Annotated in this window: 20 protein-coding genes; 6 read left to right on the forward strand and 14 right to left on the reverse strand. The window is 66.1% G+C overall.

Translation table 11 applies throughout. The annotated features are described in order from the left end of the window. Positions 1-48 precede the first annotated feature (48 nt). Positions 49-1,365: a hypothetical protein gene (locus ACE3P0_RS04235; protein ID WP_374400138.1), complete on the reverse strand. Its 1,317-nt coding sequence runs from the start codon at positions 1,363-1,365 to the stop codon at positions 49-51. A gap of 383 nt (positions 1,366-1,748) precedes the next feature. Between ACE3P0_RS04235 and ACE3P0_RS04240 the strand changes: the two genes are divergently transcribed. Both ACE3P0_RS04240 and ACE3P0_RS04245 read left to right on the forward strand, forming a co-directional pair. Next, the gene (locus ACE3P0_RS04240) at positions 1,749-2,813 is read left to right on the forward strand and encodes a methyl-accepting chemotaxis protein (protein WP_374400140.1); all 1,065 of its coding nucleotides are present in this window, start codon (positions 1,749-1,751) and stop codon (positions 2,811-2,813) included. Between the two features lie 9 nt (positions 2,814-2,822). Beyond that, the gene (locus ACE3P0_RS04245) at positions 2,823-3,332 is read left to right on the forward strand and encodes a methyl-accepting chemotaxis protein (RefSeq protein WP_374400142.1); all 510 of its coding nucleotides are present in this window, start codon (positions 2,823-2,825) and stop codon (positions 3,330-3,332) included. Positions 3,333-3,385: 53 nt separating this feature from the next. Here ACE3P0_RS04245 and ACE3P0_RS04250 read toward each other — a convergent pair whose 3' ends face one another. The 7 genes from ACE3P0_RS04250 to ACE3P0_RS04280 all read right to left on the reverse strand — a co-directional run bounded on the left by ACE3P0_RS04250 (position 3,386) and on the right by ACE3P0_RS04280 (position 13,736). Then, entirely contained in the window at positions 3,386-4,165 is a 780-nt protein-coding gene (locus ACE3P0_RS04250; protein WP_374400145.1) for a hypothetical protein, read from the reverse strand. Positions 4,166-4,194: 29 nt separating this feature from the next. After that, on the reverse strand, positions 4,195-5,838 hold the full coding sequence (locus tag ACE3P0_RS04255) for an NAD(P)/FAD-dependent oxidoreductase (RefSeq protein ID WP_374400147.1): 1,644 nt from the start codon (positions 5,836-5,838) through the stop codon (positions 4,195-4,197). A 69-nt stretch (positions 5,839-5,907) separates the two neighbouring features. Then, on the reverse strand, positions 5,908-6,813 hold the full coding sequence (locus ACE3P0_RS04260) for a tetratricopeptide repeat protein (protein WP_374400150.1): 906 nt from the start codon (positions 6,811-6,813) through the stop codon (positions 5,908-5,910). A 56-nt stretch (positions 6,814-6,869) separates the two neighbouring features. Further along, positions 6,870-8,039 carry a hypothetical protein gene (locus ACE3P0_RS04265; RefSeq protein ID WP_374400152.1) on the reverse strand — a complete coding sequence of 390 codons (1,170 nt, stop codon included), beginning with the start codon at positions 8,037-8,039 and terminating at the stop codon, positions 6,870-6,872. Between the two features lie 131 nt (positions 8,040-8,170). Then, positions 8,171-11,479: an ATP-binding protein gene (locus tag ACE3P0_RS04270; RefSeq protein WP_374400154.1), complete on the reverse strand. Its 3,309-nt coding sequence runs from the start codon at positions 11,477-11,479 to the stop codon at positions 8,171-8,173. A 69-nt stretch (positions 11,480-11,548) separates the two neighbouring features. After that, entirely contained in the window at positions 11,549-12,742 is a 1,194-nt protein-coding gene (locus ACE3P0_RS04275) for an extracellular solute-binding protein (RefSeq protein ID WP_374400157.1), read from the reverse strand. A 187-nt stretch (positions 12,743-12,929) separates the two neighbouring features. Further along, positions 12,930-13,736 carry a phytochelatin synthase family protein gene (locus ACE3P0_RS04280; protein WP_374400159.1) on the reverse strand — a complete coding sequence of 269 codons (807 nt, stop codon included), beginning with the start codon at positions 13,734-13,736 and terminating at the stop codon, positions 12,930-12,932. Positions 13,737-13,843: 107 nt separating this feature from the next. Between ACE3P0_RS04280 and ACE3P0_RS04285 the strand changes: the two genes are divergently transcribed. Further along, the gene (locus ACE3P0_RS04285; protein ID WP_374400161.1) at positions 13,844-14,110 is read left to right on the forward strand and encodes a high-potential iron-sulfur protein; all 267 of its coding nucleotides are present in this window, start codon (positions 13,844-13,846) and stop codon (positions 14,108-14,110) included. A gap of 22 nt (positions 14,111-14,132) precedes the next feature. Here ACE3P0_RS04285 and ACE3P0_RS04290 read toward each other — a convergent pair whose 3' ends face one another. Next, positions 14,133-14,336, reverse strand: a complete 204-nt coding sequence (locus ACE3P0_RS04290; protein WP_374400163.1) for a hypothetical protein — start codon at positions 14,334-14,336, stop codon at positions 14,133-14,135. Between the two features lie 129 nt (positions 14,337-14,465). Next, on the reverse strand, positions 14,466-16,628 hold the full coding sequence (locus ACE3P0_RS04295; RefSeq protein WP_374400166.1) for an SLC26A/SulP transporter family protein: 2,163 nt from the start codon (positions 16,626-16,628) through the stop codon (positions 14,466-14,468). Positions 16,629-16,893: 265 nt separating this feature from the next. Here ACE3P0_RS04295 and ACE3P0_RS04300 point away from each other — a divergent pair, with 265 nt between their 5' ends. Further along, positions 16,894-18,834 (forward strand): glycoside hydrolase family 3 protein, encoded by a 1,941-nt coding sequence (locus ACE3P0_RS04300; RefSeq protein ID WP_374400168.1) that lies wholly within the window; start codon positions 16,894-16,896, stop codon positions 18,832-18,834. Positions 18,835-18,890: 56 nt separating this feature from the next. Here ACE3P0_RS04300 and ACE3P0_RS04305 read toward each other — a convergent pair whose 3' ends face one another. Together ACE3P0_RS04305 and ACE3P0_RS04310 are read right to left on the reverse strand one after the other, a co-directional pair. After that, positions 18,891-19,856 carry an SDR family NAD(P)-dependent oxidoreductase gene (locus ACE3P0_RS04305; RefSeq protein ID WP_374400171.1) on the reverse strand — a complete coding sequence of 322 codons (966 nt, stop codon included), beginning with the start codon at positions 19,854-19,856 and terminating at the stop codon, positions 18,891-18,893. A 577-nt stretch (positions 19,857-20,433) separates the two neighbouring features. Next, positions 20,434-20,748, reverse strand: coding sequence for a hypothetical protein (locus ACE3P0_RS04310; RefSeq protein ID WP_374400174.1), 315 nt, complete (start codon positions 20,746-20,748; stop codon positions 20,434-20,436). Positions 20,749-21,007: 259 nt separating this feature from the next. On the opposite strand from ACE3P0_RS04310, the gene hrpA reads away from it, so the two are divergent. Together hrpA and ACE3P0_RS04320 are read left to right on the forward strand one after the other, a co-directional pair. Continuing rightward, the gene (hrpA, locus tag ACE3P0_RS04315) at positions 21,008-25,114 is read left to right on the forward strand and encodes an ATP-dependent RNA helicase HrpA (RefSeq protein WP_374400177.1); all 4,107 of its coding nucleotides are present in this window, start codon (positions 21,008-21,010) and stop codon (positions 25,112-25,114) included. 100 nt (positions 25,115-25,214) lie between these two features. Further along, positions 25,215-25,610 carry a VOC family protein gene (locus ACE3P0_RS04320; protein WP_374400179.1) on the forward strand — a complete coding sequence of 132 codons (396 nt, stop codon included), beginning with the start codon at positions 25,215-25,217 and terminating at the stop codon, positions 25,608-25,610. A 21-nt stretch (positions 25,611-25,631) separates the two neighbouring features. Here the strand turns inward: ACE3P0_RS04320 and ACE3P0_RS04325 are convergent, their stop codons facing one another. Continuing rightward, on the reverse strand, positions 25,632-25,928 hold the full coding sequence (locus ACE3P0_RS04325; protein ID WP_374400181.1) for a hypothetical protein: 297 nt from the start codon (positions 25,926-25,928) through the stop codon (positions 25,632-25,634). Positions 25,929-25,973: 45 nt separating this feature from the next. Continuing rightward, on the reverse strand, positions 25,974-26,657 hold the full coding sequence (locus ACE3P0_RS04330) for a glycosyltransferase family 2 protein (RefSeq protein ID WP_374400183.1): 684 nt from the start codon (positions 26,655-26,657) through the stop codon (positions 25,974-25,976). Between the last annotated feature and the right edge of the window lies 1 nt (position 26,658).

Here is a 26,658-nt window from a genome sequence, read left to right on the forward strand (position 1 = left end):
GGACATGGGCCCGCCCCGGAACAAGCGGCAGGCCCGTCGTACGCCCGGTCAGTTCCAGGCGATGCTGTCGAGGTGGTAGTGAACCGCGCGGCCAGCGGCGGATTTGATGCGTACCCGCAAGTACTTGGCGTGGGTAACGTCGAACGCCGGGTTGCACCAGTTCTGATTTGCCGCAAGCGACGCGTTGCCGATCACGTACGTCAGCTTTGCCCAGCCATTGCTGTCCTTGGTGCCGGCGTAGTCCAGATAGGCGCTCTGACATTCGTTGTAGCTGCTATCAACCACGTCGAAGCGGATCTGATCGCCGGCAACGGCGTCGTCGATGCGGACATGACCGCTGAGCGTCTTGCCCGTCAGATCAAGCACGGACTGATCCCGTTTGAGTGAAATCTGCAGGCTTGACACGATATCGCCACAGCCGCCGCAGTTCGTGTCGACCACCTGTGTCGCGGAAACGGCCAGTGACGCAGCGCCGGAATGGTGCAGGGCGGAGTCCTGCGCGACGGTCTTGCTGCTGTCGTCGCCAACGGCCGCGTAGAAGTTCGACGCCCAGTCGCTGACCTGCGTGCCTTCCCAGCCAAGTTGCGCGGTATCCGCGGGCGGCGTCGGCGTCACGCTGGCCGGGTTCTGGACAGGTGCAGCGGCGCCGGCCGGGGTGCCGATCGAAATATTCCCGACCGTAAGGTCGTGCTGGCCGGCGACGTTCGTGTCGTTGATTACATCCACGGCAAACAGCGCAGGCAGGGTCTGCGCGAGGCTCAGGTCTTTCGCCGGGTCACACCAGCTTGGCAGGGCGAAGGTCTTGGTGTCGAGGTTCAGCACGTATTCCGATGGCGTCGCAGTGACCGGAACCAGTGCCTGCACTGCGCAACCGCTTGACGGCAGCGTGGCGGGTTGCAGGCGCACGATCAGTTTCGAGTCGGTCTTTGACGCCAGCGTCAGATAGAGCTTCGTGCTGGCTGCCGCGTTCAGGGTTCTGCGCAGGGCGGGGTCGGACACCGTCGGGTCGGTGTTGCCTGCGGCAGCCAGGCGGATCCCGAAACCTGCGAAGCTGTTTGTGCCGCTCAAGGTGCCGGTCAGGGTCGCACTGCCTGCCGCGCTGTCCCAGTTGGCCAGCACCATGGCGCCGGATTGCTCCGAGTAGGCGTAGGCGTCGAGCAGCCCGCTCTCGCTGGTCTGCTTGCCTGCCGTGATGGTGGCAAAGCCGGTCTTCGTCACGTCGGCCGGGCTGGGCGTCGGGGTAGGGGTCGGGGTTGGCGCGGGGGGCGCGTCTCCGCCGCCACCGCAAGCTGCAAGCGCCAGACAGAGGCTCGCGGCGGAGAGTGCCGACGATGTCCTGCAGCGGGAAAAGAGGCTTGGTTTCATGTTTGTCTCCAGATGGTTCTTGTGGTGGAGACACGATACGGGCTGCGACTTTCCGGGGGCCGCACCGCGCTTGCGTTCGATCTTGCCTCCCTTGCGATTCTGCGGGCGCAGGCCGCAGGCGCCGGGCGGCACGCTGCCGTGAAACCTTGCCCGCGCAGACGTGACCGGACGTGGGACTTTCTCCCATGCAGCGAGCGCTGCGCGTAGCACAACGGCAAATCGCTGGCGATGACGTATGTGGACTTGTAGTTCACGCCTGCGCCACCTTTAATCAGGATCAAAAGCCTTCGCGGCGCGCCTAAAGCGCCATCGTCACCAACCGTAGCCAAGAGCGATGTCGAACCCTTAACCGGTGCCGCCGTAGCCTGTGCTGCAGTGCTGTCGTGCTTATTTATCCCTGCGGTTGCCTGCCCGCGCGCGCGATCGGCGGCTTCATGGCGCGCTCGGCGCTTGGCCGCCTTGATCATGTGCACACCAGCACGCTGCCGGCCCTGCAGACTCTCAATGCGGTCGAGCGCAACTTCTTCCTGATCCGCGTGAACGCCTACGCCCATGTCGTGGCCGACCAGGCGGATCGCAAGGCGGCGCTGGAGGCCAACGTGCAGGCGGCACGCGACGCGGTGGCGGGCCTGTTCGGCGACATCGAGAAGCAGCTCATCGACAACACCGACCGCACCTTGCTTGAAACCGACCGCAAGGTGTTCGCCAACTACCTGTCGATTCTCGAAGAGGTGCTGGCCGCGTCGCGCGCCAACGATTTACCGAAGGTGCGCGATATCGTCGCGAGCCGGTGGAAGCCCGCCGGCGACGAGGTGGCAGCCAACCTCAAGGCGCACACCGAATACCACAAGCGGCTGGCGGACGAGGCCCGCGCCCAGGCCGCTGTTGACGAGCGTGAGGGGCGGTGGATTTCGTGGGGCATCATCGTCGTCGGCGCGGCGCTGATGTTCGTCTTCGGCGCGGTGCTGGTGCGCGACATCGGCCGCGGCATCCTGGCGCTGGAGCACAGCGTGCTGCGCATCGGCAATGAGCTGGACTTCACCGTGCGGGCGCCGGTGCATGGGCGAGACGAACTGGGTGAGATGGCCAACGCCTTCAACGGCTTGATCGAGCGGCTCCAATCCAACCTGCGTGATATCCAGCAATCCGCAAGCGAAGTCGCAGGGGCAGCCGGCATGCTGGCGACCACTTCCGGCGAAGTGGCAATTGCATCGGAGCAGCAGAGCAGCGCCGCGGCCAGTATGGCCGCCAGTGTCGAGCAGATGACGGTAAGCATCAGCCATGTCGGTGACCGCGCCAGTGAAACCAGCACGCTCGCGCACGCCTCCGGCCAACAGGCCAGCGACGGCCGTCAGGTGATCGAGCAGACAGTGGGCGACATCAACGAGATCGCCAGCGTGGTGCATGCCGCGTCGGGGCACCTTGAACGCCTCGGCGAGCAGGGTTAGCAGATATCGATGGTAGTGCAGGTAATCAAGGAAGTCGCCGACCAGACCAATCTGCTGGCCCTGAACGCTGCGATCGAGGCCGCTCGGGCCGGCGAACAGGGCCGTGGCTTTGCGGTGGTGGCGGACGAGGTGCGCAAGCTGGCCGAGCGCACTGCCGCGTCGACACAGCAGATCAGCCACACCATCAGCGCGATGCGCGAGGCGACGGTGGCCGCGTCGCAGCAGATGAGCGCCGCGGTGCAGCGGGTGGAGAGCGGTGTCGAGCGGGCGAGCAACGCCAGCGCCGCAATAGGCCAGATTGAGGATGGCAGCCGCCGTACCGTCGAAACGGTGGGCGAGATTGCCGATGCGATGCGCGAGCAGAGCAGCGCCAGCACTTCGGTGGCGCAGAACGTGGAACGCATCGCACAGATGGCGGAGGAAGGCGCGTCAGCCGCGCAGAACAGTGCCGAGGCGGCCCAGTCGCTGGACCGGCTGGCGCAGCAGATGCAGGCGGTGGTGGCGGCTTATCGTCTGTAAGTCGAGCGCCCGGTCGCGGGTCCCCCGCGATTCGGTTGCGACTGAGTTGCGACTCAGTTTTGATACTCGAGCTCGGAGCCGTCGCCAAAGCGGATGCGCTTCGGCTCCCAGTCGATCAGCAACTCGCTGCCGGGCATCGCGACAAAGTCGCGGTCGTCTTCCGACACCCCCTTGCGCAAGTCGGCACAGCGCACTTCGACCGGCGCGCCGGGCTCAAGCGGCTCGCTGCGGTTGAAGTAGCAGTGGTCGGCGATGCCCAGTTCATCCTCGCGCGGATGCAGCTTGCGTAGGTTCACGGTGGCCTCAAGCACGCGGATCGTCTGGTTGGTCAGGTTCTCCAGGCGATAGGTCGTCACCAGCACGTCGTGTTCGTTGGCTTGCGCATGCTTCACGCTGCCGCGTTCGCCGGGGTCACGTTGTGCTTCGCTGGCGGGCAGGATCTCGCGCCGTACCAGGTCGATCGACACCGCTTCGCGCAGCGGCGCCAGCGCGGCATCGCGTTCGGCGCGGCGCGCTTCCATCTTCTTTTCCTGCTCGGCCATGCGCACGAGGAACTTGCGCTGCAGTGCGATCGCCTCGCCCACATTGCGCGCTGTCAGCGGCTCGTCCGGGTCGGCGAACTGCGGTGGTAGCACATCGCCGCGGCTGCGCTTCACATAGCCATATACCAGCGCCCGCTCGTTCTTCGGCAGCTTGTCGAGCTTTGCCTGGATGGCAGAGAGATCGGTACTGCCGACCGGCAGCTGCGCACGGTAAGGGCTGCGCAGCGCGATCGAGCCCCAGATCGAGAGTGCGATCAGAATTGCTGCAGTGATGAGGCGGGATTTCGTCATGATGGCGGGTGCTGGTCAGTATTCGGTGTTTACCACTCGGTTGATTCGCCACGGCTGCCGCCGCTGGCCGTCTGGCCCAGCATGTCCAGCGCCACGGCTTCGGCGACCTTGATGCCATCGACACCGGCCGACAGGATGCCGCCAGCGTAGCCGGCGCCTTCGCCGGCCGGGAAGAGGCCGCGGGTGTTGATGCTCTGGAAGTCGTCGCCGCGCTTGATGCGGATCGGCGACGAGGTACGCGTCTCGATCGCGGTCATCACCGCGTCGTCCATTGCGAAGCCCTTGATCTGCCTGGCGAAGGCCGGCAGCGCCTCGCGTAGCGCTTCGACGACGAAGTCCGGCAGGCATTGCGACAGATCGGTCCAGTGCACGCCCGGCTTGTACGAGGGTTCGACACTGCCGCAGGCCGTCGAGGGCCGACCGGCAAGGAAGTCGCCGACGCGCTGCGCGGGCGCGGCGTAGGTGCCGCCGCCAGCCTCGAAGGCACGGCTTTCCCAGTAGCGCTGGAAGTCGATGCCCGCGAGCGGATGGCCGGGGTAGTCCTTCTCCGGCGAAATGCTCACGACGATGCCGCTGTTCGCATTGCGTTCGTTGCGTGAGTACTGGCTCATGCCGTTGGTGACGACGCGGTTTTCTTCCGAGGTCGCCGCGACCACGGTGCCGCCCGGGCACATGCAGAAGCTGTAGGCCGCGCGGCCGTTGCTGGCGTGATGCACCAGCTTGTAGTCGGCGGCGCCCAGGACCGGGTGGCCGGCGTTGGGGCCAAGCCGCGCGGTATCGATCAGCGATTGCGGATGCTCGATCCGCACGCCGACCGAGAAGGGTTTTGCCTCGACATACACACCGCGGTCGTAGATCGCCTTGAAGGTGTCGCGCGCGCTGTGGCCCACCGCCAGCACGACATGTCGTGTATCGATGCGGCTGCCGTCGGCGAGGATCACGCCGCGGATCTGGCCGTCCGTGATGTCGAAATCCGCGACGCGGCTCTGGAAGCGGATCTCGCCCCCCAGCGCCTCGATGTTGCCGCGCATCTCTTCGACCATGCCGACGAGGCGGAAGGTGCCGATGTGCGGCTTGCTGACGTAGAGGATCTCTTCCGGCGCACCGGCCTTGACGAACTCGGTTAGTACCTTGCGACCGTGGAACTTCGGGTCCTTGATCTGGGTATGCAGCTTGCCGTCCGAAAATGTGCCGGCACCGCCTTCGCCGAACTGCACGTTCGATTCCGGATTCAGCTTGCTCTGCCGCCACAGGCCCCAGGTGTCCTTGGTGCGCTCGCGCACTGCCTTGCCGCGTTCGAGGATGATCGGCTTGAAGCCCATCTGCGCCAGAATCAGGCCTGCGAACAGCCCGCACGGACCCATGCCGATCACCACCGGGCGTTCCTGCATCCCCTCGGGCGCCTGGCCGACAAACTTGTAGGTCATGTCGGGCGTGGGGCCGACGTGGCGGTCACCTGCGAGGCGCTGGGCGACAGCCGCTTCGTTGGCGACGGCGACATCCACCGTGTAGACGAGAAGGATGCGGCTGCGTCGCCGGGCGTCGTAGCCGCGGCGGTAAATCGAGACTTCAATCAGGTCTTTTGCCTTGATGCCCAGCCGTTGGCAGATCGCGGCTGGCAGTTCTTCAGCGGCGTGATCGAGCGGCAGTTTGATTTCGGTAAGGCGCAGCATGGGGGCAGTCGGACCGGGTTGAAACGGCCGGTATTGTAGCCCGTGCCGCCTGTGCGGCAGGGCCCGCCCTCAGTTGGCCGACAGCCGTTTTTCAGCGAACTCGGCGGCGCGGGCCGCGTTGCCCTTGGCGCGGTAGAGCAGCTCAAGCTCCTCGAATACATCGGCGTCCGGTTTGCCGGCGGCGTCCCATTCGCGCTCCAGTCGTAGCTGGATCGCCAGCGCATCGTCGAGCTTGCCTTGGGCGCGTAGCGTCCAGGCGATCATCCACCACGCCTCGCGGATACGCTCGGGCTTGCCTTCGCGCTCGCGGGCCGCCAACGCGAGTCGCAACTGCGTCATCGCTTCGTCGTAGCGGCCTTGCAGGTGAAGCGCGTAGCCGATGTTGTTGCGCAGCGAGCCTTCCCAGCGCTTGGCCTCAGCCTGGGGGGAGGCTTCCATGTAGGCGAGCGCTTTCAGGTCCCACGCCAGTTGCGCTGCCGGCTCGGTATCGACGAAGGCCATCATGTGCAGCGCGTCGATCGCAAGGTAGTCGAGCTTGGCGTCGCGTGCTATCTCGAAGGCCTCGGTGTAAAGCCTGCGTGCGGTGTCGCGGGTTGCTGGCGTTTGTGATTCGGGTGAGTGCGCGGCCGAGGCCCAGGTGCGTCCCAGTTCCAGCGCGTAGCGCACGCGCACTTCGGGCGATGCGCGCGTGGCCGCTTCGCAGATCGAGGCCAGGGTTTCCCGCGCGCGCGCCAGTTCGTTACGCAGGCCATAGCTGCGTGCAATCTGCGTTTGCAGGGTCAGCGCTTCGTCGGCGCTGGCACCGTTCAGTGCATCGCGAAAACGCTGTTCGCTGAGCGCGGGGTTGCCGAAGTCCCACAGGCTGGTGATGTCCAGCGCCATGGCGGGGTGGCCGAGCTGGCTGGCCACTACCAGGCTGCCCGCGATGGTCCACTTCATGGCAGTCTGGGCGGGCCAAGCGGGCAGGTCGCTCATGCGCGTCTCCGAAGTGTTGTCACACACATCGTAGCGTACCGATTGAATGCGTTTGGTCAGGGCGACAGTGTCGACCCGCTGATCTTCGGCGCGCCCTGGCCGAGATAGAAGATGCCCGGGTAACCGGCCGTCTCGAAACCGGCGCTGGGGTTGGCGCTCAGCACCGAATCGGTGATTGACAGCGTACCCGTGCGGTCATTACTGACGAAGAAGATCGCGCCGCCGCCTTCCTTCGCGTTGTTGTTGGCGATGCGGGTGCCACACAACTGCAGGTCGAAGGTGTTGCCGTCGTTGTAGATTGCGCCGCCGCTACCGCCACCCGGTGTGCCACTGCGGGCCGGGTTGGCACCGTTACCGATGGCGCTGTTGTGCGTGAACAGGCTGTTGATCACCGAGTAGGAGACGCCGATCGACGACAGCCCGCCACCGTTCGAGCAGCTGTTGCCAAGGCCCGCCGCGCCGCCGAAGCTACTGTTCACCACGTACAGCGGCAGGTTCTGCGATTGGCTGAATGCCCGCACTGCCGCGCCGCCCACATCGGGGCCGGTGGCGTCGCACTGATTGCGGAAGAAGCGGGTGTTGACGAGCTTGAGCCGTCCGCCGCGCGCCCAGATCGCGCCGCCGCCATCCGGGTTCGCGCCGGTGGCGTTGCCGTCGATGAAGCTGATGTTTTGCACCGACACCCGCGGGTGGTCCTGCTCCTGGCAATGCGAGGTGGTCCACACCAGATCGCTGTCGCAGGTGTTCATGTAGAGGATGCGCGACTTGCCGCCGCCGCTCAGCGTGACCTTACCGCCACCGTCGATGATGATCTTCGGGCCGGTGTTGTTGTAGATGCGCGCCGGCTGCGTCATCGTGATCGTGACCGGGTCGGCGCCACAGTTGAAGGCGACCACGCCACCCTTGGCGATGCCGGCAACGACTGCGTCGCTGGTGCAGCTGGCTGGCGTGCCGTCGCCGATGACGCTGGTTGGCTTCGAGGCATCCTCCGCGGCCGCGTCGGCCGGTACCGCGCAGTGGCCGTCCGGGTTACCCGCGGCCGGGTAGGGGTCGGCCCACACGACCGCGCCACCACCGCCCGAACCGCCCCCGGAGCCGCCACCACTGTTGCCGCCACCACTGTTGCCGCCGCCGCTCGGGCTACCACTGTCCGGCCCCCCGGACGAACCGCCACCACCACCGCAGCCGGCCAACAACAAGGCTGCGATCAGGATTGTCTTGCGCATTGATGCCTCCCGCGAATATGCCGAAAGCTTAACCCGCCGACGCTGGCGATGACAGGCGGCGGACAGGCTGCGCGGCAGAGGCGGATCGGGTGGAGGTTACGGATGTGGCGACATCGCGATGTGCGGGCAGCTCAGTGCTCGCCGTGCGCGGTGCTGCTGGCGTCGCCCAGGCTGGCATAGTGGGCCTGCTTGCGCGCATACATGCGTTGGTCTGCGACACGCTGCATGGCGTCGGCGGGGGTTTCCTCGCTTGATGCGTAGCCGATGCTGAAGCTGGCCGGCAGCGTGACGCGGCCTTGCGGCGTATCGACAAGCACGTTGGCGCGCCGCTGCCGTTCTTCCAGGCGGGCGACAAGGTGTTCGCAGGCATCCAGCGTTGCGTCCTGCGCGAGGATCACGAATTCGTCGCCGCCGATGCGGCAGATGATGTCGGTCTGGCGCAGCGCGCCGGCCACCAGTTCGACCACTGCGCAGATCAACGCGTCACCGGCTTCGTGGCCGTACACATCGTTGGTCGTCTTGAGGCCATTTACGTCGATCGAGATCAGCCCGAAGTGGCGGTCCGGGCTACGCTGCTGGGTGTAGCGCAGCTGCAGCAGCGTCTGCTCGAAGTAGCGTCGGTTGAACGCGCCGGTCAGCGCGTCGGTCAGCGCAATGCGCTCGAGCTCGTCCTGCAGCCTGCGGTTCGCCGCCACGGCGGAGAGCTGGCGGCCGTAGAGTTCGACCACCTCGCGTTCGTGCTGGTCGAGCACCGCGGGCCAGGCGAGCATGCGGCCGAGCTCGACCCGGCGGGGGCCGATGAGCGGCAGGGCAATCGCGTTGTTCGCTGCGAGCCAGTCGTTGTTCGGGAAGTGTTCGTCCGCGGCCCAGGCGTCGGCGATGCCGGTGTCAGCAGTGCCCGCGGCGCCGCCGACGAAAGCCTGCCGCTCACCCGCCTCGGCGAGCAGTACCGCAAAACCGCGGCCGGGATACAGCGCAGCAAGCTTCGCCAGCGATCCGGCAACACGGCCGGCGAGCGCTTCGTCGCCCTGCAGTTCGATACTGATTTCCAGCAGTGCACGGAACACGTCGCTGTTGCGCTGGATTATCGCGAGCGTTTCCTGCAGCTCTTGCGTGCGCGCCTCGACCTTCTGCTCCAGCGACTGGTTCAGCGCCGCGAGTTCGTTTTTCACCCGGCCGTAGTGGATGTGGTAGCGGCAGCGCGTCAGCAGTTCCACGCGCGAGATCGGCTTGATCAGGTAGTCGTTCGCGCCCAGCGCGAAGCCCTGGTGGATGTCCTGCGCCTGCTCGCGTGCGGTGAGGAAGAGGATGGAGGTGGCGGCGAAACGCGGGTTTTCGCGAACACGGCGACACACTTCGAAGCCGGACATCTTCGGCATCATCACGTCGAGCAGCAGCAGGTCGACCGGGCCGTGCGCTTCGAGCAGATCCAGCGCCTCGGCGCCGCTGCTGGCGCGGTGCAGGGTGTAGGGCTCGTTGTAGAAGTAGTTGGAGAGAATCTCCAGGTTGATCGGCTCGTCGTCCACGATCAGCACGCTCGCGTCGTGGCGCGGCAGTGAATCGGCCGATAGGGCGGGTGCATCGATATCGTCGCCCGGCTCCTCGTCCGGCAGGGTGAAACCCGGCAGGCGGTGGCGCAGCGTTGCCACATCGACCGGTACCTCACCCTCGGCGGCGCGCAGCGTGAGCGTGAAGACGGTGCCGCCCTCTGCAGGGCAGTCGACCGTCAGCGTGCCGCCATGCAGCTCGACCAGCTGGCGCGAGATCGACAGGCCGAGGCCGGTGCCGGCGTGGCGGCGGGTGAGTGAGCCTTCGACCTGCACGAAGGGGTCGAAGATCAGATCGCGTTTTTCGGGCGGAATGCCGATGCCGGTATCCGCCACCGACAGCCGCAGCGTGCCGGCCGCCGCCGATGCCCGCACCGTGACCGTGCCTTCGGGCGTGAACTTGATCGCGTTGCCGACGAGGTTGTGCAGCACTTGCTGGAGCCGGTATTCATCGGCCCAAGCGGGCGGCAGGTCGGCCGCCACCTCGTTGACGAGTTTCAGCCCGACACGCTGGGCGGCCGCTTCGTGCAGCGACAGCACGATATCCACCAGGCTTGAGAGCTCCACCGGGCGCTGCTCCAGCGCCAGCGCGCGGTTCTTGATCTTGGAGAAGTCCAGGATGTCGTTGACCAGGGTTTCGAGCCGCTTGCCGCTTTGCTCGATCAGGCGGACATTGCGGAACACCTTGGGCGACAGATCGCCTGCTGCGCCATCGAGCAGCGAAGAGGCGATGCCGATGATGCCGTGCAGCGGTGTGCGCAACTCGTGCGAGGTGCTGGCAAGGAAGTCGTCCTTGAGTTTGTCGGCCTGCTGCAGTTGCTCGTTGGTGTTGCGCAGTTCGTCGAGTTGCCGCGAGATGCGCTGCCCCATCTCGCTGAGCGTGCTGTACACCCGGCGAAACTCGGCGAAGCCGGAGCCGGCCGGCGCCGCGGCGTAGCGGCCTTCGGCGTAGTCGCGTGCAAGGGCTTCGAGCTCGCGTAGCGGCCGGCCCAGCCGGCGGCCGAGATAGGTCACCGCGAGGGCGAGAATACCCACCGCAAGCACCAGCAGCAGGCAAAGCAGCCACAGCGTTCGTCGCAGGTCGGCGAAGCGCACGCTGTTCGGCTCCGACACGCCGACCACCAGGCGCGGCAGTTCGCCGGCGGCAGAAGCGCCCTCGACGCGGGCTTGCGCTTGCTGAACATCTTGGCGGACGGCGTGGGGGGGGGCATCGTCGAAATCGAGCGCGACGGCTTGTGCATGGCCCAGATAGCGGTTGGCGGCGTCATGCAGCAGTTCGAGCGGGATCACCGCCACGACGAGGCCTTCCATCGGCGTCTGACGGCTGTAGCGCTTGAGAAACAACGGTGTGACCAGCACCAGCATGCGCGGGTCGGTGGCCTTGCCTTCGTCGCCCCGTGCCCGCAGCAACTGGTCGGCGAGCTTGGCATCACTGAACTTGAGCCAGATCGCCTGGCCTTGAAAGCGTTGCGGTTCGCGCATGGCGGCGCGAATGTGCGCGAGTAGCGGGCCAAGCTCGGCGATGCCGGCCGGCTCGGGCACCACATCGATCAACTCGTAGTTCTTGTCGAGCAGGAAGTTGGCTGCGACGGCGGGGGACTCCCGGATGAACTCGTCGGCGATCGCGGTTGCGCGGGTGCCGAAGAAGGGGCTGCTGATCGACAGCGCGAGATCCTTGTCATGGGTGGCAGCGAGAAAACGCGAGGCGGCGAAGCTCAGCTCATGGCGGATCTCGGTCGCCAGCCGCTCGGCGGTGAGGCGCAGCTCTGTCACCGCGCCGTCCCGCGTGCTGGCGTACACATGCCAGATGTAGGGAATCGACACCGTCAGCACCGGCACCAGGGCTGCGGTGAGGATGAAGGCGAGGATGGTCGAGCGGAAGCTGCGCAGCATCGCGATCAGGTTTGAGGCCGGCCGGCGCGGGCCGGCGTGCGCTGTCGGGGTGTCATGCCGGGCCTGGGCTCAGTAGTCGGTGCGCTGCTGCGCGCGGTCGGCGTGCTGTTGCATCAGGCGTGCGGCCTCGGCGGCGGTGACGCGCCCCTGGTACATCGCCGAGAAACCTTTTGCCAGGCCTTCCCATGCGAAGGCCATGCCGCGGTCGTTGGGCATGGCGCGGGCCAGTTTCAGCTGGTTCAGCGAGGCCTTCAGGTTGTCGTCCGCCTTGGTCAGCACCTCGCGGTATACCGATGCGTTGACCGGCAGGTGGTGGGTTTCATCGAACCACTTGCGCTGCACTTGCGGGCTCTGCATGTATTTCACGAATTTCAGCAGCGCGTCGCGCTTGGGCCCCTTCAGCGCCAGCCCGGGGAAGGCCAGCACATAGCCGGAGTACATCGGAACCAGGTTCTTGCCGGGCTCTACCTGCGGCAGCGTGGTGACGCCCAGTTTGTCGCCCAGCGCATCCTGCAGTTCGCGCATCGCCCAGTCGCCGTTGATCGCATAGGCGAATTCGCCGGCCGTGAAGCGGTCCATCGCGCACTCGGTGTGGCATTCCTTCAGGGTCAGGCCGCGGGTTACGAGGCCGAAGTAGGTGTCCAGCGTCTTCGCCATTGCCGGCGTATCGAGCGTGACCTTGCCCTTGGCATCGACCGGCCAGCCGCCGTAGGCGCCGTAGAAGGGCACCATCCAGTACATCTCGCCGAAGTTGGTGCCGAGCGCCTTCACGCCTTTTGCCTGCAGCGCCGGCACCTGTTGCGCCATTTCGGCCAGCGTGCGCGCAGGCTTGGCGACCAGCGAGCGGTTGTAGTACAGCATCAGGTGGTTGCCCCAGAACATCGGGGCGCCGAGATTGCGTCCTTCGAACAGGCCAGACCCGGCGGCGTTGGGCACCAGATCGCTGGCCTTGCCTTGCGCGGGCAGCTCCGAGTACTTGAGTTCCTTGTCCAGCGCGAGAAAGTCGGTCGGCACCAGCACGACGTCCGGCAGATCGCCGTCAGTCGCGTGGCGCAACAACGAACTGCGTAGATCCGCCTGGTTGAGCCAGTTCGTTTCGACCTTGATGCCGGTGATCCTGGAGAAGTCCGCCGTGATCGCGGCGAGCAGTTCGGCGTTCTGCTGCGAGTTCCAGAACACGAGTTTGGGCGCGGCGCTCAAAGGTGCGGCAGCCACCAGCGCAAGCAGGCAGGCCAGGCTGCGGATCAGGCGATCAAGGGTCATCAGGGGCTCCAGCATTCGCTCGAGAAGGCGTTGGGCGGCCCGGCTCCGCGCGCGACGCGGGCTCCGGGCATCAATTCGGGTATACGGCCTGGCGCGCGGAAACTTCAGGCGTTGCGTCGCCCGTTTTGCGCGCCGTCAAAGGCTGCAGCCGCCATTCACCATGCCGATCGCATCAGCTCGGTGTCGTTCAGCGCGCCGGCGTTGTCGCCTCGCCTTGAACCAGGATGTAGCCGCGGTGCTCGACGATGTCGCGGGTGCGCATGCCCTGGATCAGGCGCGCCAGCGGCATCCATACCCAGCCCGCGCTGTCCGGGTTCACATCCATCAGCAGCACCGAGTCGGACGCTGCGTCGTAGGCGCCAAGCGGCGAAATGTGCGCGCCACCGGCCTGCCCCACGGCATCGCGGCGATAGTTAACGATGACGTAGTCACCGGCACGCCCGAGGTTGTCGGCGAGGTCGGCGCGAATCTGCGCGTCGCTGACCGCATCGCTGGCAATCACGAGGCGGGTGGAGAGCCCGTGGCCGCGTAGCAGCGCCTCGAGCTGGCGCAACTGGTATCCGCCGTCCTGCACCACCTTGCCGGCAATCGTCATGGGTTCGCCGAGCACCTGGGCGCGTGTTTTGGGCCCCTTGCCGATCACGCTTTCCTGCGTGTAGCGCGCCACCGTCAGATCAAAGCCTGCGGGCAGGTACTTCTCGTCGTCCGGCTGCAGGCGGCGGCGATCATGCGGCGCGTCGCGATGCCCAGAATGGATCGCGTTGAGCACGATCGCGGCTGTGGTGGGGCCGCAGAAGGCGCGGTTCGATTGGGGCTCGAACTGGTTCGCCAGCGCCGGGAAGTCCGCCGTACCGCTGGCCCGCGCGAGGCGCGCCATGCCGGCGGCGCTGCCGAAGGGCAGCAACTCGCGCGCGGTGGAATCGTCCGCTTGGGCAGGCAAGGCGATCGCTACGCTGGCGAGCGTTGCGCAGGCAAGGCGGTGGAGCAGGTGCATGTCGGCCTCCGGCTTTCCGGCTGACTATAGTGGAAAGACCGGCCGTGGCGTTGCGGTCGACGCGACAAGAACAATCACCCCAGACAGAGGCCCCGATGATTGCTCCGATGACCCGCCGCCGAATGCTCACGCTATCCGGCGCAGTGCTTAGCGTTCCGCTAGTGTTTGTGGCCCGATCCGCGTGCGCCAGCACCAACGCCGCCCAGCGCGCCGCGTTGAAATACCAGCCAACGCCGAACGGCATCTCGCAGTGCGCGAACTGCCTGGAATTCCTGCCGGGTGCATCCGATACCGCGCCCGGCGGCTGCAGGCTGATGCCGGGCGACGACGAGATCTCGCCCGCGGGCTATTGCACCGCGTGGAACACGATGTAGCGGTGGCGGGCGATAGCCCGCTTCAGGTGCGCAGCCGCGAACTGATGAACAGCGCGAGCCCAAGCCCGGTTACCACGTCCTTGCCGTAGGGGATGTGTTCGAACAGCACCAGCGTGACGATGAAAAGCGGGATCGACGCGAGGAAAACATGCGGAAACCGCAGCCCCTCGCAGTAGGTGCGCAGTTTCTGCGGGAGGTGCTTTGCAATGGCGGGGGAGAGCGGCATGTCAGGGGCTCGAAGCAGGTTTGCGTGATGCGCGCGCCGCGGCCTTTCGAGCCGCGTGCATGGGCGTGTCGGCTGGATTGTAACGTGGCTGCCGCGGGTGCCCGTCAAGGCCCGGCGTAGTGGTCGGGCTCAGGTTCGCAGCGCGCGCAGTTCCTTGTTCATGAAGCGCACGCGCATCGCCAGCACGCAGGCAATGCCTTCAAAGATATGCGCGGCGGCTGCGCTGTGCGCGTCGGCCAGCGCGTTGAAGCGCTCGCGCGACAGCACATAGCAATCCACTTCGTCGATCGCCGTGGCGTCGGCCGCGCGGCGCGAAGGATCGAGGAAGCCCATCTCGCCGATGAAGTCGCCCCGGCCGAAAGTGCCGATGTGCCAGTGGTCCTTGCCCTGCAGCGGCAGCAAGACGCGAACCGTACCTTGGCGGATGAACAGCAGTTCGTCTTCCGGGCCACCGAGATTCAGCACCTTGGTGCCAGCGGCGTAGTGCCGCGCTTCGATTGCCGGTGCAATGGCGGCCAGGCAGCCGGGCTTCCAGCCGAGCAGGGCTTCGATCTGATCGAGTTCGAGCGGTTTCTCTTCGACGGGCGCTAGCCCCGGCTCGGTACTGAGCATCTGGCTCTCTATCCATTCCAGCGCCTGGTCGAGATCGCGGAAGGCGAGCGCCTTCTCGGTGTCGCGCACCAGGCCCACTTCGCGCAGGTAGCGCTTCATCTTCAGGCCGCTCGGCAGGCCGCGCGGGATCTCGGTGAAGATCAGGTAGGCGCCGGCGGCTTCGAGGCGATCCTTGATCTGCTCCAGCGCGTGCGTCGCGCTCAGATCCAGCGATTGCACCCGTCGCAGATTCAGCACGACATAGGTGCGCTGGCCGATCTCGGGTTCCAGCGCCTGATAGAGCTGGTTCGCTGTGCCGAAGAACAGCGCGCCCTGCAGCTCGACGATCACCATCTTGAAACCGTCGCGCAGCAGGATCTTCAATTCGACCTCGTGCCGCACGACGCGCGAGAACATCTCGCCGCCCTCGAGCTTGCGCCGCAGGATCGTGCTGCGGCTCTGCTCGCGCAGGAACAGGACCGCCGCGAGCGCGATGCCCGCGCCGGAGGCTGCGATCAGGTTGAACACCAGCGCCACGCCGATCACGGTGAGGATCACGAGAAAGTCGAAGCGTGTCGACGCGGTGCGGAAGAAGGCGAGGCTGTGCCAGTCGATCATGCGGTAGCCGACCACCAGCAGGATCGCGCCCAAGGCCGCGATCGGCACCCAGGCCACGAGTGAGGACAGCAGCAGGAAGGCAAGCAGGGCGAACAGCCCCTCCAGCATGCCGGAACGACGCGTCTGCGCGCCGCTCGAAACGTTGACCAGCGATGCGCCCATCGTACCGGCGCCAGGGATGCCGCCGAGCAGCGCGGAGCCGATGTTGCCCAGGCCCTGGCCGATCATTTCGCGGTTCGGGTTGTGGTGCGACCGCGTCATCGCATCGAGCACCACGCAGGTCTTCAGTGTGTCGATCGACAGCAGCGCGGCGAGCGATAGCGCGGGCATGAAAACCTGCGCCAGCAGCGCGGGCGTCCAGGCACGCAGCGTCAGCATGTGTTGCCCCATTGCGTCGAACAAAGCCCCTTCGCTCTGGTTCAGCGGGCCGACGATCAACGGATTGTGCTGCAGCTGCCACAGCGTCGGGTTGGCGCCGCCCAGTGCAAGATAAGCGAGTACCCCGCTGAGCAGCGCGATGATCGCGGCCGGCACGGCGCGGATCAGGCGCGGCGCGCCCAGCATCACGCCGATGACGACCGCACCGACCAGCAGGCTTTCCCAGCGCCAGCCTTCCGGATGCAGCAACGCGCCCCACAGGCTGGTGGTTTTGTCCGCACCCAGCACGCGGGGCAACTGCCCGCCGATGATCGTCAGGCCAACGGCGGACAGGTAGCCGCTGACCACCGGGTAGGGGATGAAGCGGATCAGCTTGCCGATGCCGGAGAGCCCGAACGCAATCTGCAGCGCGCCGGCCGTGAGGCCGATCAGCATCAGCATCAACAACACGGTTTCGGGCGGCGTGCCGCGCCGGCCCAGATCCAGCGACAGCGCAGCGAGCAGGGCGGCCGCCGGCGCACACGGCGCGGTGATCAGGCGGTCGGTGCCGCCGAAGATCGAGGCGATCAAGCCCAGCGCGGTGGCGCCGAGAATGCCGGCCATCGCGCCGCGCGATCCAAACTCGTCGCCCAGCGGGGCGAAGATCGTTACGCCGAAAGCGATCGCCGAGGGCAGCGCCACCAGCATCGCCGCCAGCCCCCCCACGCATCGCCGGCCCAAGCCTGCCGCGAGCTAGCCGTATCCATGTTCTGCGCCCCGGTTCTGTGACCGTCGTCCTCGCGCGCCGCCCGCGAGGGGGCGCGTCATGATTCAGCCTAGCCCTGGAACGCGTGCGCCACAACGCGATTGCGCGTCGGATTCGCGCGAGCGCATAACAAACTCCGCAAGCCGGGACAGCCTCATCACACGGCCCGCGTCCTAGAATCGACCGATCTGGCGCCAGCCCGGCGCATGCCCTGGAGCGCATCAAGTGAGGCTCGCAGCATCGATTCACGGTTCCCTTGCCGCCGTTCTTTTGTGTATTGCTGCCTGCGACGCGGGGGTCAGCCACGCCGCCAAGCCGGCTTCCGCTTCGCCTCTTGCCCCGGTACCGAAGAACGCGCGCTACAAAAATGCCTCGCAGCCCGTCGATGCCCGCGTCGAAGATCTGCTTTCGCGCATGACGCTGGCCGAGAAAATCGGCCAGATGACGCAGGCGGAACGCGCTGAAGCGGGGCCCGGCGAGGTGGGCGCGCTGATGCTCGGCAGCGTGCTATCTGGTGGCGGCAGCGCGCCCAGCCCGAACAAGCCCGATAGCTGGGCCAACATGATCGACGCCTACCAGGATGCGGCGCTCGCGACGCGGCTGGGCATCCCGGTGATCTACGGTATCGATGCGGTGCACGGGCATCAGTCGGTTGTCGGCGCCACGGTGTTTCCGCAGATGATCGGCATGGCCGCGGCGGGCGACGCCGATCTGATGAAGCGCATCGGCGAAGTCACCGCACGCGAGTTGGCGGCAACCGGCATTTACTGGAACTTCAGTCCGATGGTCGCCGTGACGCAGGACATCCGCTGGGGACGCGCCGCCGAATCGCTGGGCGAAGATGCCGCTGCGGTCTCCACGCTTGCCACCGCCTACGTCCGCGGCTTGATGGCGCCGATTGCGCCCGACGCGGCGCAGATCCTGCCCACGGCCAAGCATTTCATCGGCGACGGCGGCACCGCCTGGGGCAGTTCGCGCCAAAGCATCATGGGCGTGCAGTACCGGCTCGACCAGGGCGACACGCAAGGCGACAGCGAAACGCTGCTCGAACGTTACCTGCCGCCCTACCAGGCCTTGCTCGACGCCGGCACCGGCAGCGTGATGGCGAGTTTTTCGAGCTGGAACGGCGAGAAACTGCACGGCAACCAGACGCTGCTCACCGGCGTGCTGAAGCAGCGGCTCGGCTTCAAGGGCTTTGTGATTTCCGACTGGGACGGCATCCAGCAACTGCCCGGCAGTTTCGAGACTCAGGTTGCCAGCGCAATCAATGCCGGCGTGGACATGGCGATGGTGCCGAAGGATTACCGCGCCTTCATCCGCGTGCTGAGCGACGCGGTGAACAAGGGAGTGGTGCCGCAGCAGCGTATCGACGACGCAGTGCGCCGCATCCTGCGCGCGAAGTTCGCGATGGGCCTGTTCGAGCACCCGCGGGCTCAGCGCAGCCTGTTGGCCGAATTCGGGAGCGCACAGCACCGTGCGGTGGCGCGCGAAGCGGTCGCCAAGTCCGCGACGCTGCTGAAGAACGCCGGCGCTTTGCCGCTGACACGCGGCAAGTCGATCTTCGTTGCCGGTGAGTTCGCCGACAACCTGGGATTCCAGTCGGGCGGCTGGACACTGCAATGGCAGGGCGTCAGTGGCAACAACGAGATCGTCGGCGCCACCCTGCTTGAAGGCATCAAACAGGTTGGTGGAGCGAACACGGCCGTTACCTTCCAGGAGGACGGCAAGCTGCAAGGCCACGCCGACGTCGGCATCGTGTTCGTCGGCGAACCGCCGTATGCGGAGGGCGTCGGCGATCGCGACATCGAAGACCTCGCCCTCGACCGCCGTGAAATCAGCGCCATCAACGCCCTGCGCAGCCGCGTCGACAAACTGGTGCTGGTCGTCGTTGCCGGTCGTCCGCAGTTGCTCGACAAGGTCATCGACAAGGTCGATGCCGTGGTGATGGCCTGGCTACCGGGCAGCGAAGGCGCCGGCCTCGCCGACGTGCTGTTCGGTGACAAACCCTTCACCGGCCGCCTGCCGGTCGGCTGGCCCGCCAACGCTGCCGGCTACCAACGCGCCGACGCGCCGCTCGACAAACGCTGCGCGAGCCTCACATGGGCTGCGGGCGACGGGATCGATGTTGCCGGCAAGGCCGTCGGCTCGAGTGTTTGCAGACGCTGAGCCTAACGACCGTCGGGCGCAGCGTCATTGCGCCAGCATGGAAGACAGGCGCAGGCTTAACAGTGTTCCCAGAACTGCTCGTTCCATGGCCGAACATCCAACTCGCTTGACCACGCCGAGCGCGGCTGTCGATGCAGCGCGATGATCGTTTCCGAAATGTGTTCGGGGTCGGATTGCGGGCCGCCGTCTTCGCGTCCCTGGCCCTCGTGAATGTCCGCGTCGATCACGATATGTGCCACGTGAATACCCTGGGACCACAACTCGCGCGCCAGCACTTGGGCGAGCGCGCGCTGGCCGAACTTGCCCACCGCAAGATTCAGATGGCCTGCGCGACCAAGCAGCGACGAGGTTGATCCGGTCAGAATGATCGTGCCGCGCTCGCGCAGCAGCATGGCGCGGGCCGCGGCCCGCGCCACCAGAAATGAGCCCAGACAATTCTTGCGCCAGCCTTCTTCAAAGGCGGGAACCTCAACGTCGATGGTGAGTCCGGGGCCGAAGCTCTGCAACGCATACACGACAAGATCGGGCACGCCATGCTGGGCTGCCACATGCGAGAAGAGTCCGGTGACGGAGGCCTCGTTCGTCGCGTCGCAGCCATATGCGAAGGCAGTGCCGCCCTCCGACTCAATCTGCGCCACGAGCGTGTCGAGGCGCACGGCATTACGAGCCGCCACGACGACGGCCATGCCTTCGCGCGCCAGCCGACGCGCCAGCGCGTAGCCATACCCAGGGCCGACCCCCACAATCAGCGCGAGCTCTTTCGCCGGGGGCTGCGATGGAGCGGGAACGGCCCCTGTCGGCGCGTACGGCTGGGAAGCAGGTGCAGCCGGAATGGCGAGCCAGCGGCGATGTCTTGCGCCAGCTTGTCGCACGCGGCGCCCTCCATTGCGGGTGACAGGGGTTGAGCGATCCAGCCGGAACACCTGGGCGATCGGCCCCAATTCAATGGCGCGCCAGCGTTTCAGACTCTTCCAGAGATATCGCAGCATCTTGCCCTCGCAATTGTGAGCGGCTTTGCGCATTCCCAACTGCCGGGCAGGCAGCGGTGGTAACGATGCACGGAGTCAGCGCCAAGCAAAGCCTGCAGACTAGGGCGGGCGTACGCGATGCAGTTTTGACAGGGATCAGCCGCGCGGCGGCGGGGCCGCCACTCTTCGAGCATTGCGTGGCGTATCGCGATATTTGTCACGAAGCGGTGTCGGCAAGGCGAGCTGCGGATCGTTTCGCGAACCTCTGGCCCAAGACGGTGAGCCTCGGTGATCGAGGGGGCCGGCCGGCTTTGCCTGATTCAGGTGCACTACCGTCCGATTGAGGTTGCGCTCAAGACGCCGGCGGCGCGAGGGCAATTTGGTGCTGGTTGGGATGTGGGTGTATTGCGCCGCGACAGGCCGCGGGGGAGGCCAAGGCTCGTCACGGAGTTACCGACGTTTCGGATATCTAGAGAGCGCCGTTATTTGGTGGTTCGATTGAGTCAATTTCACAATCACCGCATCCGGTTGCCGAATGCGGTGGCGAATAAAAACAGCGTTTTCGCGCAATTAACGGGTAATTGCATTTTGGCGTCCGGCTGTGCCTCGCCCTATTGCGCGAGACATTTCATCAGGCAGCCGAATGACGTGCGAATTGGATCGGGCGAATGAGGCTTCCAATGCGTTTCCAGATGTCCGCGTTGATCACTGCGCTGATGCTGGCGGCAAGAACATCCTCAAACGATTCGGTTGCGGTGAGCCCTTGCTTGGTCAGCCAGGCGGCGGCTTCGCGACGGGACGCGAAGTCTTCTGACTTTCCGGTAACCCATTCCATGCCGTCCGAAAGCAGGATCGATTCGGCCCAGAAATGACCGTCGGCCTCGTAAATCTCACCATATGCCTGGTCAGGAGTCAGCAGGGCAGTTGTGCGATATGAGTTGGTCATCTGAATCTCCATTGATCGTTTTTTCGACGATTGAATTCTAGGGAGATTGTCCTGCCGCTACCAATTGAATGATTCCATGTCCGCATAAGCCTTGCTTGGAAGCCCGGCAATTAGGAAATTGAATTGATCGATCAATTTCTCGGTTTGCGAGATTTCCCCGCCCAGAATCAGTTTTTCGATGCGAAGGGCGTGTCAGCGCGGCGCCATGCCGAGGGGCGGTAGAATTCCACCCCTTTGTGCCTCGCCCGGTTTTGCACTGATGCCTCCGCCGCAACTGATTGACCTCGTCCTCTCTGCCGACCGCCCGCGCTTGCGCCGGGCCTTGCGTGAGTTGCCCAAGCGCGCCGTCACGCTCGCCGAGCTGCCGGAGGCCTTGCGGACGAAGTTCGAGGCGTCGATTGCCGAGCGTGCTGCGCGTAAAGCGAACCTGCCCAAGCCCAGCTTCTCGGAAGAGCTGCCGGTCAGCGGCCGGCGGGCGGAGATCGCCGAGGCGATCCGCGCACATCAGGTGGTGATCGTTTGCGGCGAGACCGGCTCGGGCAAGACCACGCAGCTGCCGAAGATCTGCCTGGAACTCGGGCGGGGCGAGGCGGGCCTGATCGGCCATACGCAGCCGCGGCGGCTGGCCGCGCGGGCGACGGCCACCCGCATCGCCGAGGAATTGCAGAGCGAGCTGGGCACGACGGTCGGTTTCAAGGTGCGCTTCACCGACCACACGAAGCGCGAGAGCTACATCAAGCTGATGACCGACGGCATCCTGCTCGCCGAGACGCAGGGTGACCCGCTGCTGGCGGCGTACGACACGCTGATCATCGACGAGGCGCATGAGCGCAGCCTCAACATCGACTTCCTGCTCGGCTTCCTCAAGCAACTGCTGCCCAAGCGGCCGGACCTGAAAGTCATCGTGACCTCGGCGACGCTGGACGCCGAGCGCTTCGCGAACCACTTTGCGCAAAACGGTAAGCCCGCGCCGGTGATCGAGGTGTCGGGCCGGCTCTACCCGATCGAGGTGCGCTACCGCCCGATCGAGGACGAGGATGCGGTCGAGAAGCCGCCGGTGCGCGCAGGCGTGAGAGTCGCCGAATCCAGGAACCGCAACCCGAACAAGGACCTGTACGAAGCAATCTGCGACGCGGTGAGCGAGCTGCAGCGCGAAGGGCCTGGCGATGTGCTGGTTTTCCTGCCCGGCGAGCGTGAGATCCGCGAAGCCACCGAGGCGCTGCGCAAGAACCACCCGCCCGGAGCCGAGATCCTGCCGCTCTTCGCGCGCCAGACCGCCGCCGAACAGGCACGGGTGTTCTCGCGCTCGAACGGGCGCCGCGTGGTGCTCTCGACCAACGTCGCCGAGACCTCGCTGACGGTGCCGGGCATCCGCTACGTGGTCGATTCTGGCCTCGCGCGGATGAACCGCTACAGCCACCGCAACAAGGTCGAGCTCCTGCAGATCGAGAAGATCGCGCAGTCCGCCGCCAAGCAGCGCGCGGGCCGTTGCGGCCGGGTGCAGAACGGCATCTGCATCCGTCTCTACGACGAAGAGGATTTCAACCGCCGGCTGGCACATACCGAACCGGAGATCCTGCGTTCCTCGCTCGCCGGCGTGATCCTGCGCATGAAGTCGCTGCGGCTCGGCGCGGTCGAGGAATTCCCTTTCCTCGAAGCGCCGCTGCCGCGCATGATCGCCGACGGCTACCAGCTCTTGAACGAGCTGGGTGCGACCGACGATGCGAACAACCTCACCGCCATCGGCCGCGAGCTGGCCAAACTGCCGCTGGATCCGAAGATCGGCCGCATGATCCTCGCCGCGCGCGACCGCGGTGCGCTGCGTGAGGTGCTGATCATCGCCGCCGCGCTGTCGGTGCAGGACCCGCGCGAGCGGCCGCAGGAGCAGAGCGGCACCGCCGATCAGGCGCATGCGAAGTTCCGCTCCGCGGCAGATTCCAAGGACGAGCCGAAGAGCGAATTCCTGTGGTTCGTGAATGCCTGGAAGGCCTTCGACCACATCTGGAAACACGAGTCCTCGTCGAAGCAGAAAGCCTGGTGCAAGCAGCACTTCCTCAACTGGATGCGGATGCGCGAGTGGCGCGACATCCACGGCCAGCTGCATTCGCTGTGCGCCGAGCACGGCTGGAAAGAAAGCGAACTGGATGCGGGCTATGAGGCGATCCACAAGGCACTGCTGACCGGCCTGCTGGGCCACATTGGTTGCCGTGTCGAAGATGCCTCGGGGCCGGCTGCGGGTTCTTACCTGGGGGCTCGGGCGATCAAGTTCTGGCCGCATCCGGGCTCCTACCTGAAGAAGACCGCCGGCAAGTGGCTGATGGCTGCCGAGCTGATCGACACCTCACGGCTCTACGCCCGCTGCATTGCCAAGATCGAGCCGGAGTGGGTGGAGGAGGTGGGCGCGCACCTGATCAAGCGCAGCGTCTACGAACCGCACTGGGAGAAGAAGTTTGGCGCGGTGCGCGCGTGGGAGCGCGGTGTGCTGCATGGCATCACGCTCTACCCGCGACGCGCCGTGGCTTACGCCGACGTCGACCCGAAGCTGTGTCGCGAGTTGCTGATCCGCGAGGGACTGGTGCAGGGCGACGTCGATGAGGCCGCCCTGCGGCAGATGGGCTTCCTGACGCACAACCAGCGCCTGATGGCCGAGATCGAACGCCTCGAACACAAGACCCGCCGCCCGGATGTGCTGGTGGACGACGCGCTGATCTACGCCTTCTATGACGCGCAGATCCCCGACGACGTCACTGACCTGCGCAGCTTTGAAGCCTGGCGCAAGACGGCCGAGCGCGCGAACGCGAAGGGCCTGTTCCTGGTGCGTGAGCAGCTGATGCGGCACGAGGCCGAGGGCGCGTCGAGCGACCGCTTCCCGGCCGGTTTCGAGGTGCTGGGGCAGAAGCTCAAGCTCACCTACCTGCATGAGCCCAACGACCCGGAGGACGGCGTCACGCTGACTGTGCCGCTGGCGATGCTCAACCAGGTGCCGCTCGCGCGCTGCGAATGGCTGGTGCCTGGCCTGCTGGAAGAGAAGGTCACCGCGCTGCTCAAGACTGTGCCGCAGAAGCATCGCCACCGCCTGCAACCGATCGGGCAGAGCACCAAGGCCTTCATCGAGCAGGTGGAGGCGGGCGAGGTGAACCGCGAAGACGGGCTAATGCGCGCGCTGCAGAGGTTCGTTGAGGACCGCGTGTCGCTGAAGCTGCCGCTGGAGAGCTTCCGCGCCGAGAACCTCAACCCGCACTGCTTCATGAACTTCCGCGTCATCGACGAGCACGGCCGCGTGCTGGGCATGTCGCGCAACCTGCCGGAGCTGCGCACGCGGCTAAAGGACCAGGTGCAGGCGGCCTTCAAGGCGGCGCAGGTGCCGGGTTCGATGGGGGCGCAGCTGGCGGCGCTGAAGGTGGCAGGCAAGCCGGCGGAAGCATCGCCCGAGCCTGCACAGCGTGGGGCCGCCGCGAAGCCGGGCGCCCCATCGCCGCAGGCGGAGGCGCCCGCGAAGAGTCAGCCGGCCCAGCTGACCGGCCTCACCAGCTGGAGCTTCGGCGAACTGCCCGAGCTGCTCGAAGTGAAGGTCGCCGGCCGCATGGTTATCGGCTTCCCCGCGCTGCAGGACGACGGCGAGTCGGTGAGTCTGACTGCAGTCGACACCGAGGAGGAGGCCGCTCGCGTGCATCGCAAGGGCCTCGCACGGCTCTTTGCGCTGACGCTGAAGGACCAGGTCAAGGCGGTCGAGAAACTGCCCGGCCTGCGTGAGCTCGCATTGCAGTTCATCCCCTTCGGCACCGAAGCGGAGCTGAAGGCGCAGCTCGTCGCCGCGACGCTGGAGCGCACCTGCCTGATGGACCCGCTTCCCACCAACGCCGAGGCCTTCGCGCAACGCGCGCAGGATGCCAAATCACGCATCTCTCTGGTCGCGCAGGAGCTGATGCGCCTTGCGGGCGCGCTGGTCGTCGAGCATGCGTCACTGACCAAGCGCTTTCTCACGCTCAAGGGCCAGCCCGATACGCTGGCCGACTTGCAGCAACAGCTCGCGAAGCTGATGCCGAAGAACTTCCTGCTCGCCTACCCGTTCGAGAAGCTCACGCACTTCGGCCGTTACCTCAAGGCCATGGGCGTGCGCATCGACAAGCTGCGCACCAACCCCGCGCGCGACCTGCAGCTCCTCGCCGAATGGAAGTCGCTCGCGCAGCCCTTCGAGCGCGAATGGCTCGCCAAGGCCAAGGCCGGCGTGATCGACCCGCAGCTCGAGGAGTTCCGCTGGCTGCTCGAAGAGCTCCGCGTGGGGCTCTTTGCGCAGGAGCTCAAGACGCCGATACCTGTGAGCGTGAAGCGGCTGCAGAAGATCTGGGATGCGCGGCCGCGATGATGTGGCTGTGCATATTGCCAACCATGCAAGCGGTGGACCCGCCGTCAGGTGCCAGTCGCATTTGCCTCCTGCGCATAGCCAGACCTATCGAACGACACCAATGACCCCACTCCGCATCCACCACGCCGCCATCATCTGCAGCGACTATCCGCGTTCCAAGCGTTTCTACACCGACGTGCTGGGGCTTCGCGTTGTGGCGGAGACCTATCGCGCTTTGCGCGATTCCTGGAAGCTGGATCTGGCCTTGCCGGACGGTACTCAGATCGAGTTGTTTTCGTTTCCCGGTGCGCCGTCGCGGCCTTCTTGGCCGGAGGCGCAGGGGCTGCGGCATCTGGCGTTCGCGGTCGAGAATCTGGATGCGAGCGTTGCGTCGCTGATGGCGGCGGGTGTCACCGTGGAGCCGGTGCGCGTGGATGAGCTGACCGGCGCGCGCTTCACCTTCTTTGCGGATCCAGACGGACTTCCGCTGGAGTTGGTCGAGCCCCGCCGCGTTTGAGCGGGCTGCGGGCGCCGCCGCTTAGAGGCGTACGCGCAGTTCCCCCGTGGCATCGCGGAACAGTTGCACATCGCCGAAGCGGGCACGTAGCGGGCTCGGTGGCGAGGCATTGCTGAGCGTTTGAGCGGCAGCGTTGGCGCGTGGTGGCGGTGCGACGCCGAGTGATGCTGGGTCGATCGTGTGCCCATGGCGTGCGGCGATCGCCGCGAGTGCGACGACGCGCAGGCCATCGGCGTCGGAAGCCGCACGAAGCTCCGCGAGCAACGCGGCGTCCGAACGGGCGATTCGCAGGAAAGTGCTGAGCGCTTCGGTACTCATCGAGGGCCTCCCGAGGGCAGCGGTACGGTCAACGCAAGTCTAGCCTCAGCGATGCGGCAGGCGCGTGACGTGCGTGCGCCAGTATGGCGGCAGGTCAACTTCCCGCCACCATTCGGCGGTGGTGTCCTTGGGGCTGGTGTTGCCCGCATGGATGCCGCACAGGCAGAGATCCGGGGCGTCCGCCATCAGGACTTCGTGCGGCGCCGCCGCCCATACGAAGGCATTATCTTCGCCGATGTTGCACGGCTCGAACGGATGCCGCCGCCAGTAGTCGCGGGTGAAGGCCATGGTTGCGCCGTATACCCACGGCGCGGCGCCCTCATAGCGGTAGCGCCAGCAGCGGCCGCTTGCTTGCTCGCGGAAGACGATGTCTCGCGAGCCATGGATTTCGGCGTGGCCTGTGGCGAGCGCGGCGACCTGTCGCCGAATCCGGTCCGGCGCCTGCAGATCGTCGTCGTCCCAGTGCAGCAGGATGCGGCCGCGCGCCGCGTCGCAGGCGATGTTGCGTTTGGTGCCGAGCGGCAGATCGGCGGGGCAGGGCTGGTGGCGCACGCGCCCGCTGGCGAGCGCGGGTTCGAGCGATGCAGGCAGGCCGTCTTCGCTGACGATCAGCAGTTCTGCATCGTTGAAGTCCTGCGCCAGAAAGCCTGCGATCGCGGCGGGCAGCCACGCGTGTCGATCGAAGGTGGGCATCAGGCAGGAGACGAGCGGGGCGTTTCCGAGCGGCACG

Source organism: Niveibacterium sp. (assembly GCF_041909475.1).
GTDB lineage: Bacteria > Pseudomonadota > Gammaproteobacteria > Burkholderiales > Rhodocyclaceae > Niveibacterium.

Excerpts from the sequence above, each read along its gene's own strand:
- ACE3P0_RS04290 (WP_374400163.1), bottom strand. The coding sequence starts at position 14,336 with ATGCCGCTCTCCCCCGCCATTGCAAAGCACCTCCCGCAGAAACTGCGC.
- ACE3P0_RS04310 (WP_374400174.1), bottom strand. The coding sequence starts at position 20,748 with ATGACCAACTCATATCGCACAACTGCCCTGCTGACTCCTGACCAGGCA.
- ACE3P0_RS04325 (WP_374400181.1), bottom strand. The coding sequence starts at position 25,928 with ATGAGTACCGAAGCGCTCAGCACTTTCCTGCGAATCGCCCGTTCGGAC.
- ACE3P0_RS04280 (WP_374400159.1), bottom strand. The coding sequence starts at position 13,736 with ATGCACCTGCTCCACCGCCTTGCCTGCGCAACGCTCGCCAGCGTAGCG.
- ACE3P0_RS04255 (WP_374400147.1), bottom strand. The coding sequence starts at position 5,838 with ATGCTGCGCCTTACCGAAATCAAACTGCCGCTCGATCACGCCGCTGAA.
- ACE3P0_RS04245 (WP_374400142.1), top strand. The coding sequence starts at position 2,823 with ATGGTAGTGCAGGTAATCAAGGAAGTCGCCGACCAGACCAATCTGCTG.
- ACE3P0_RS04320 (WP_374400179.1), top strand. The coding sequence starts at position 25,215 with ATGACCCCACTCCGCATCCACCACGCCGCCATCATCTGCAGCGACTAT.
- ACE3P0_RS04285 (WP_374400161.1), top strand. The coding sequence starts at position 13,844 with ATGACCCGCCGCCGAATGCTCACGCTATCCGGCGCAGTGCTTAGCGTT.
- ACE3P0_RS04260 (WP_374400150.1), bottom strand. The coding sequence starts at position 6,813 with ATGAGCGACCTGCCCGCTTGGCCCGCCCAGACTGCCATGAAGTGGACC.
- ACE3P0_RS04250 (WP_374400145.1), bottom strand. The coding sequence starts at position 4,165 with ATGACGAAATCCCGCCTCATCACTGCAGCAATTCTGATCGCACTCTCG.
- ACE3P0_RS04270 (WP_374400154.1), bottom strand. The coding sequence starts at position 11,479 with ATGCTGCGCAGCTTCCGCTCGACCATCCTCGCCTTCATCCTCACCGCA.
- ACE3P0_RS04235 (WP_374400138.1), bottom strand. The coding sequence starts at position 1,365 with ATGAAACCAAGCCTCTTTTCCCGCTGCAGGACATCGTCGGCACTCTCC.
- ACE3P0_RS04305 (WP_374400171.1), bottom strand. The coding sequence starts at position 19,856 with ATGCGCAAAGCCGCTCACAATTGCGAGGGCAAGATGCTGCGATATCTC.
- hrpA (WP_374400177.1), top strand. The coding sequence starts at position 21,008 with ATGCCTCCGCCGCAACTGATTGACCTCGTCCTCTCTGCCGACCGCCCG.
- ACE3P0_RS04275 (WP_374400157.1), bottom strand. The coding sequence starts at position 12,742 with ATGACCCTTGATCGCCTGATCCGCAGCCTGGCCTGCCTGCTTGCGCTG.
- ACE3P0_RS04265 (WP_374400152.1), bottom strand. The coding sequence starts at position 8,039 with ATGCGCAAGACAATCCTGATCGCAGCCTTGTTGTTGGCCGGCTGCGGT.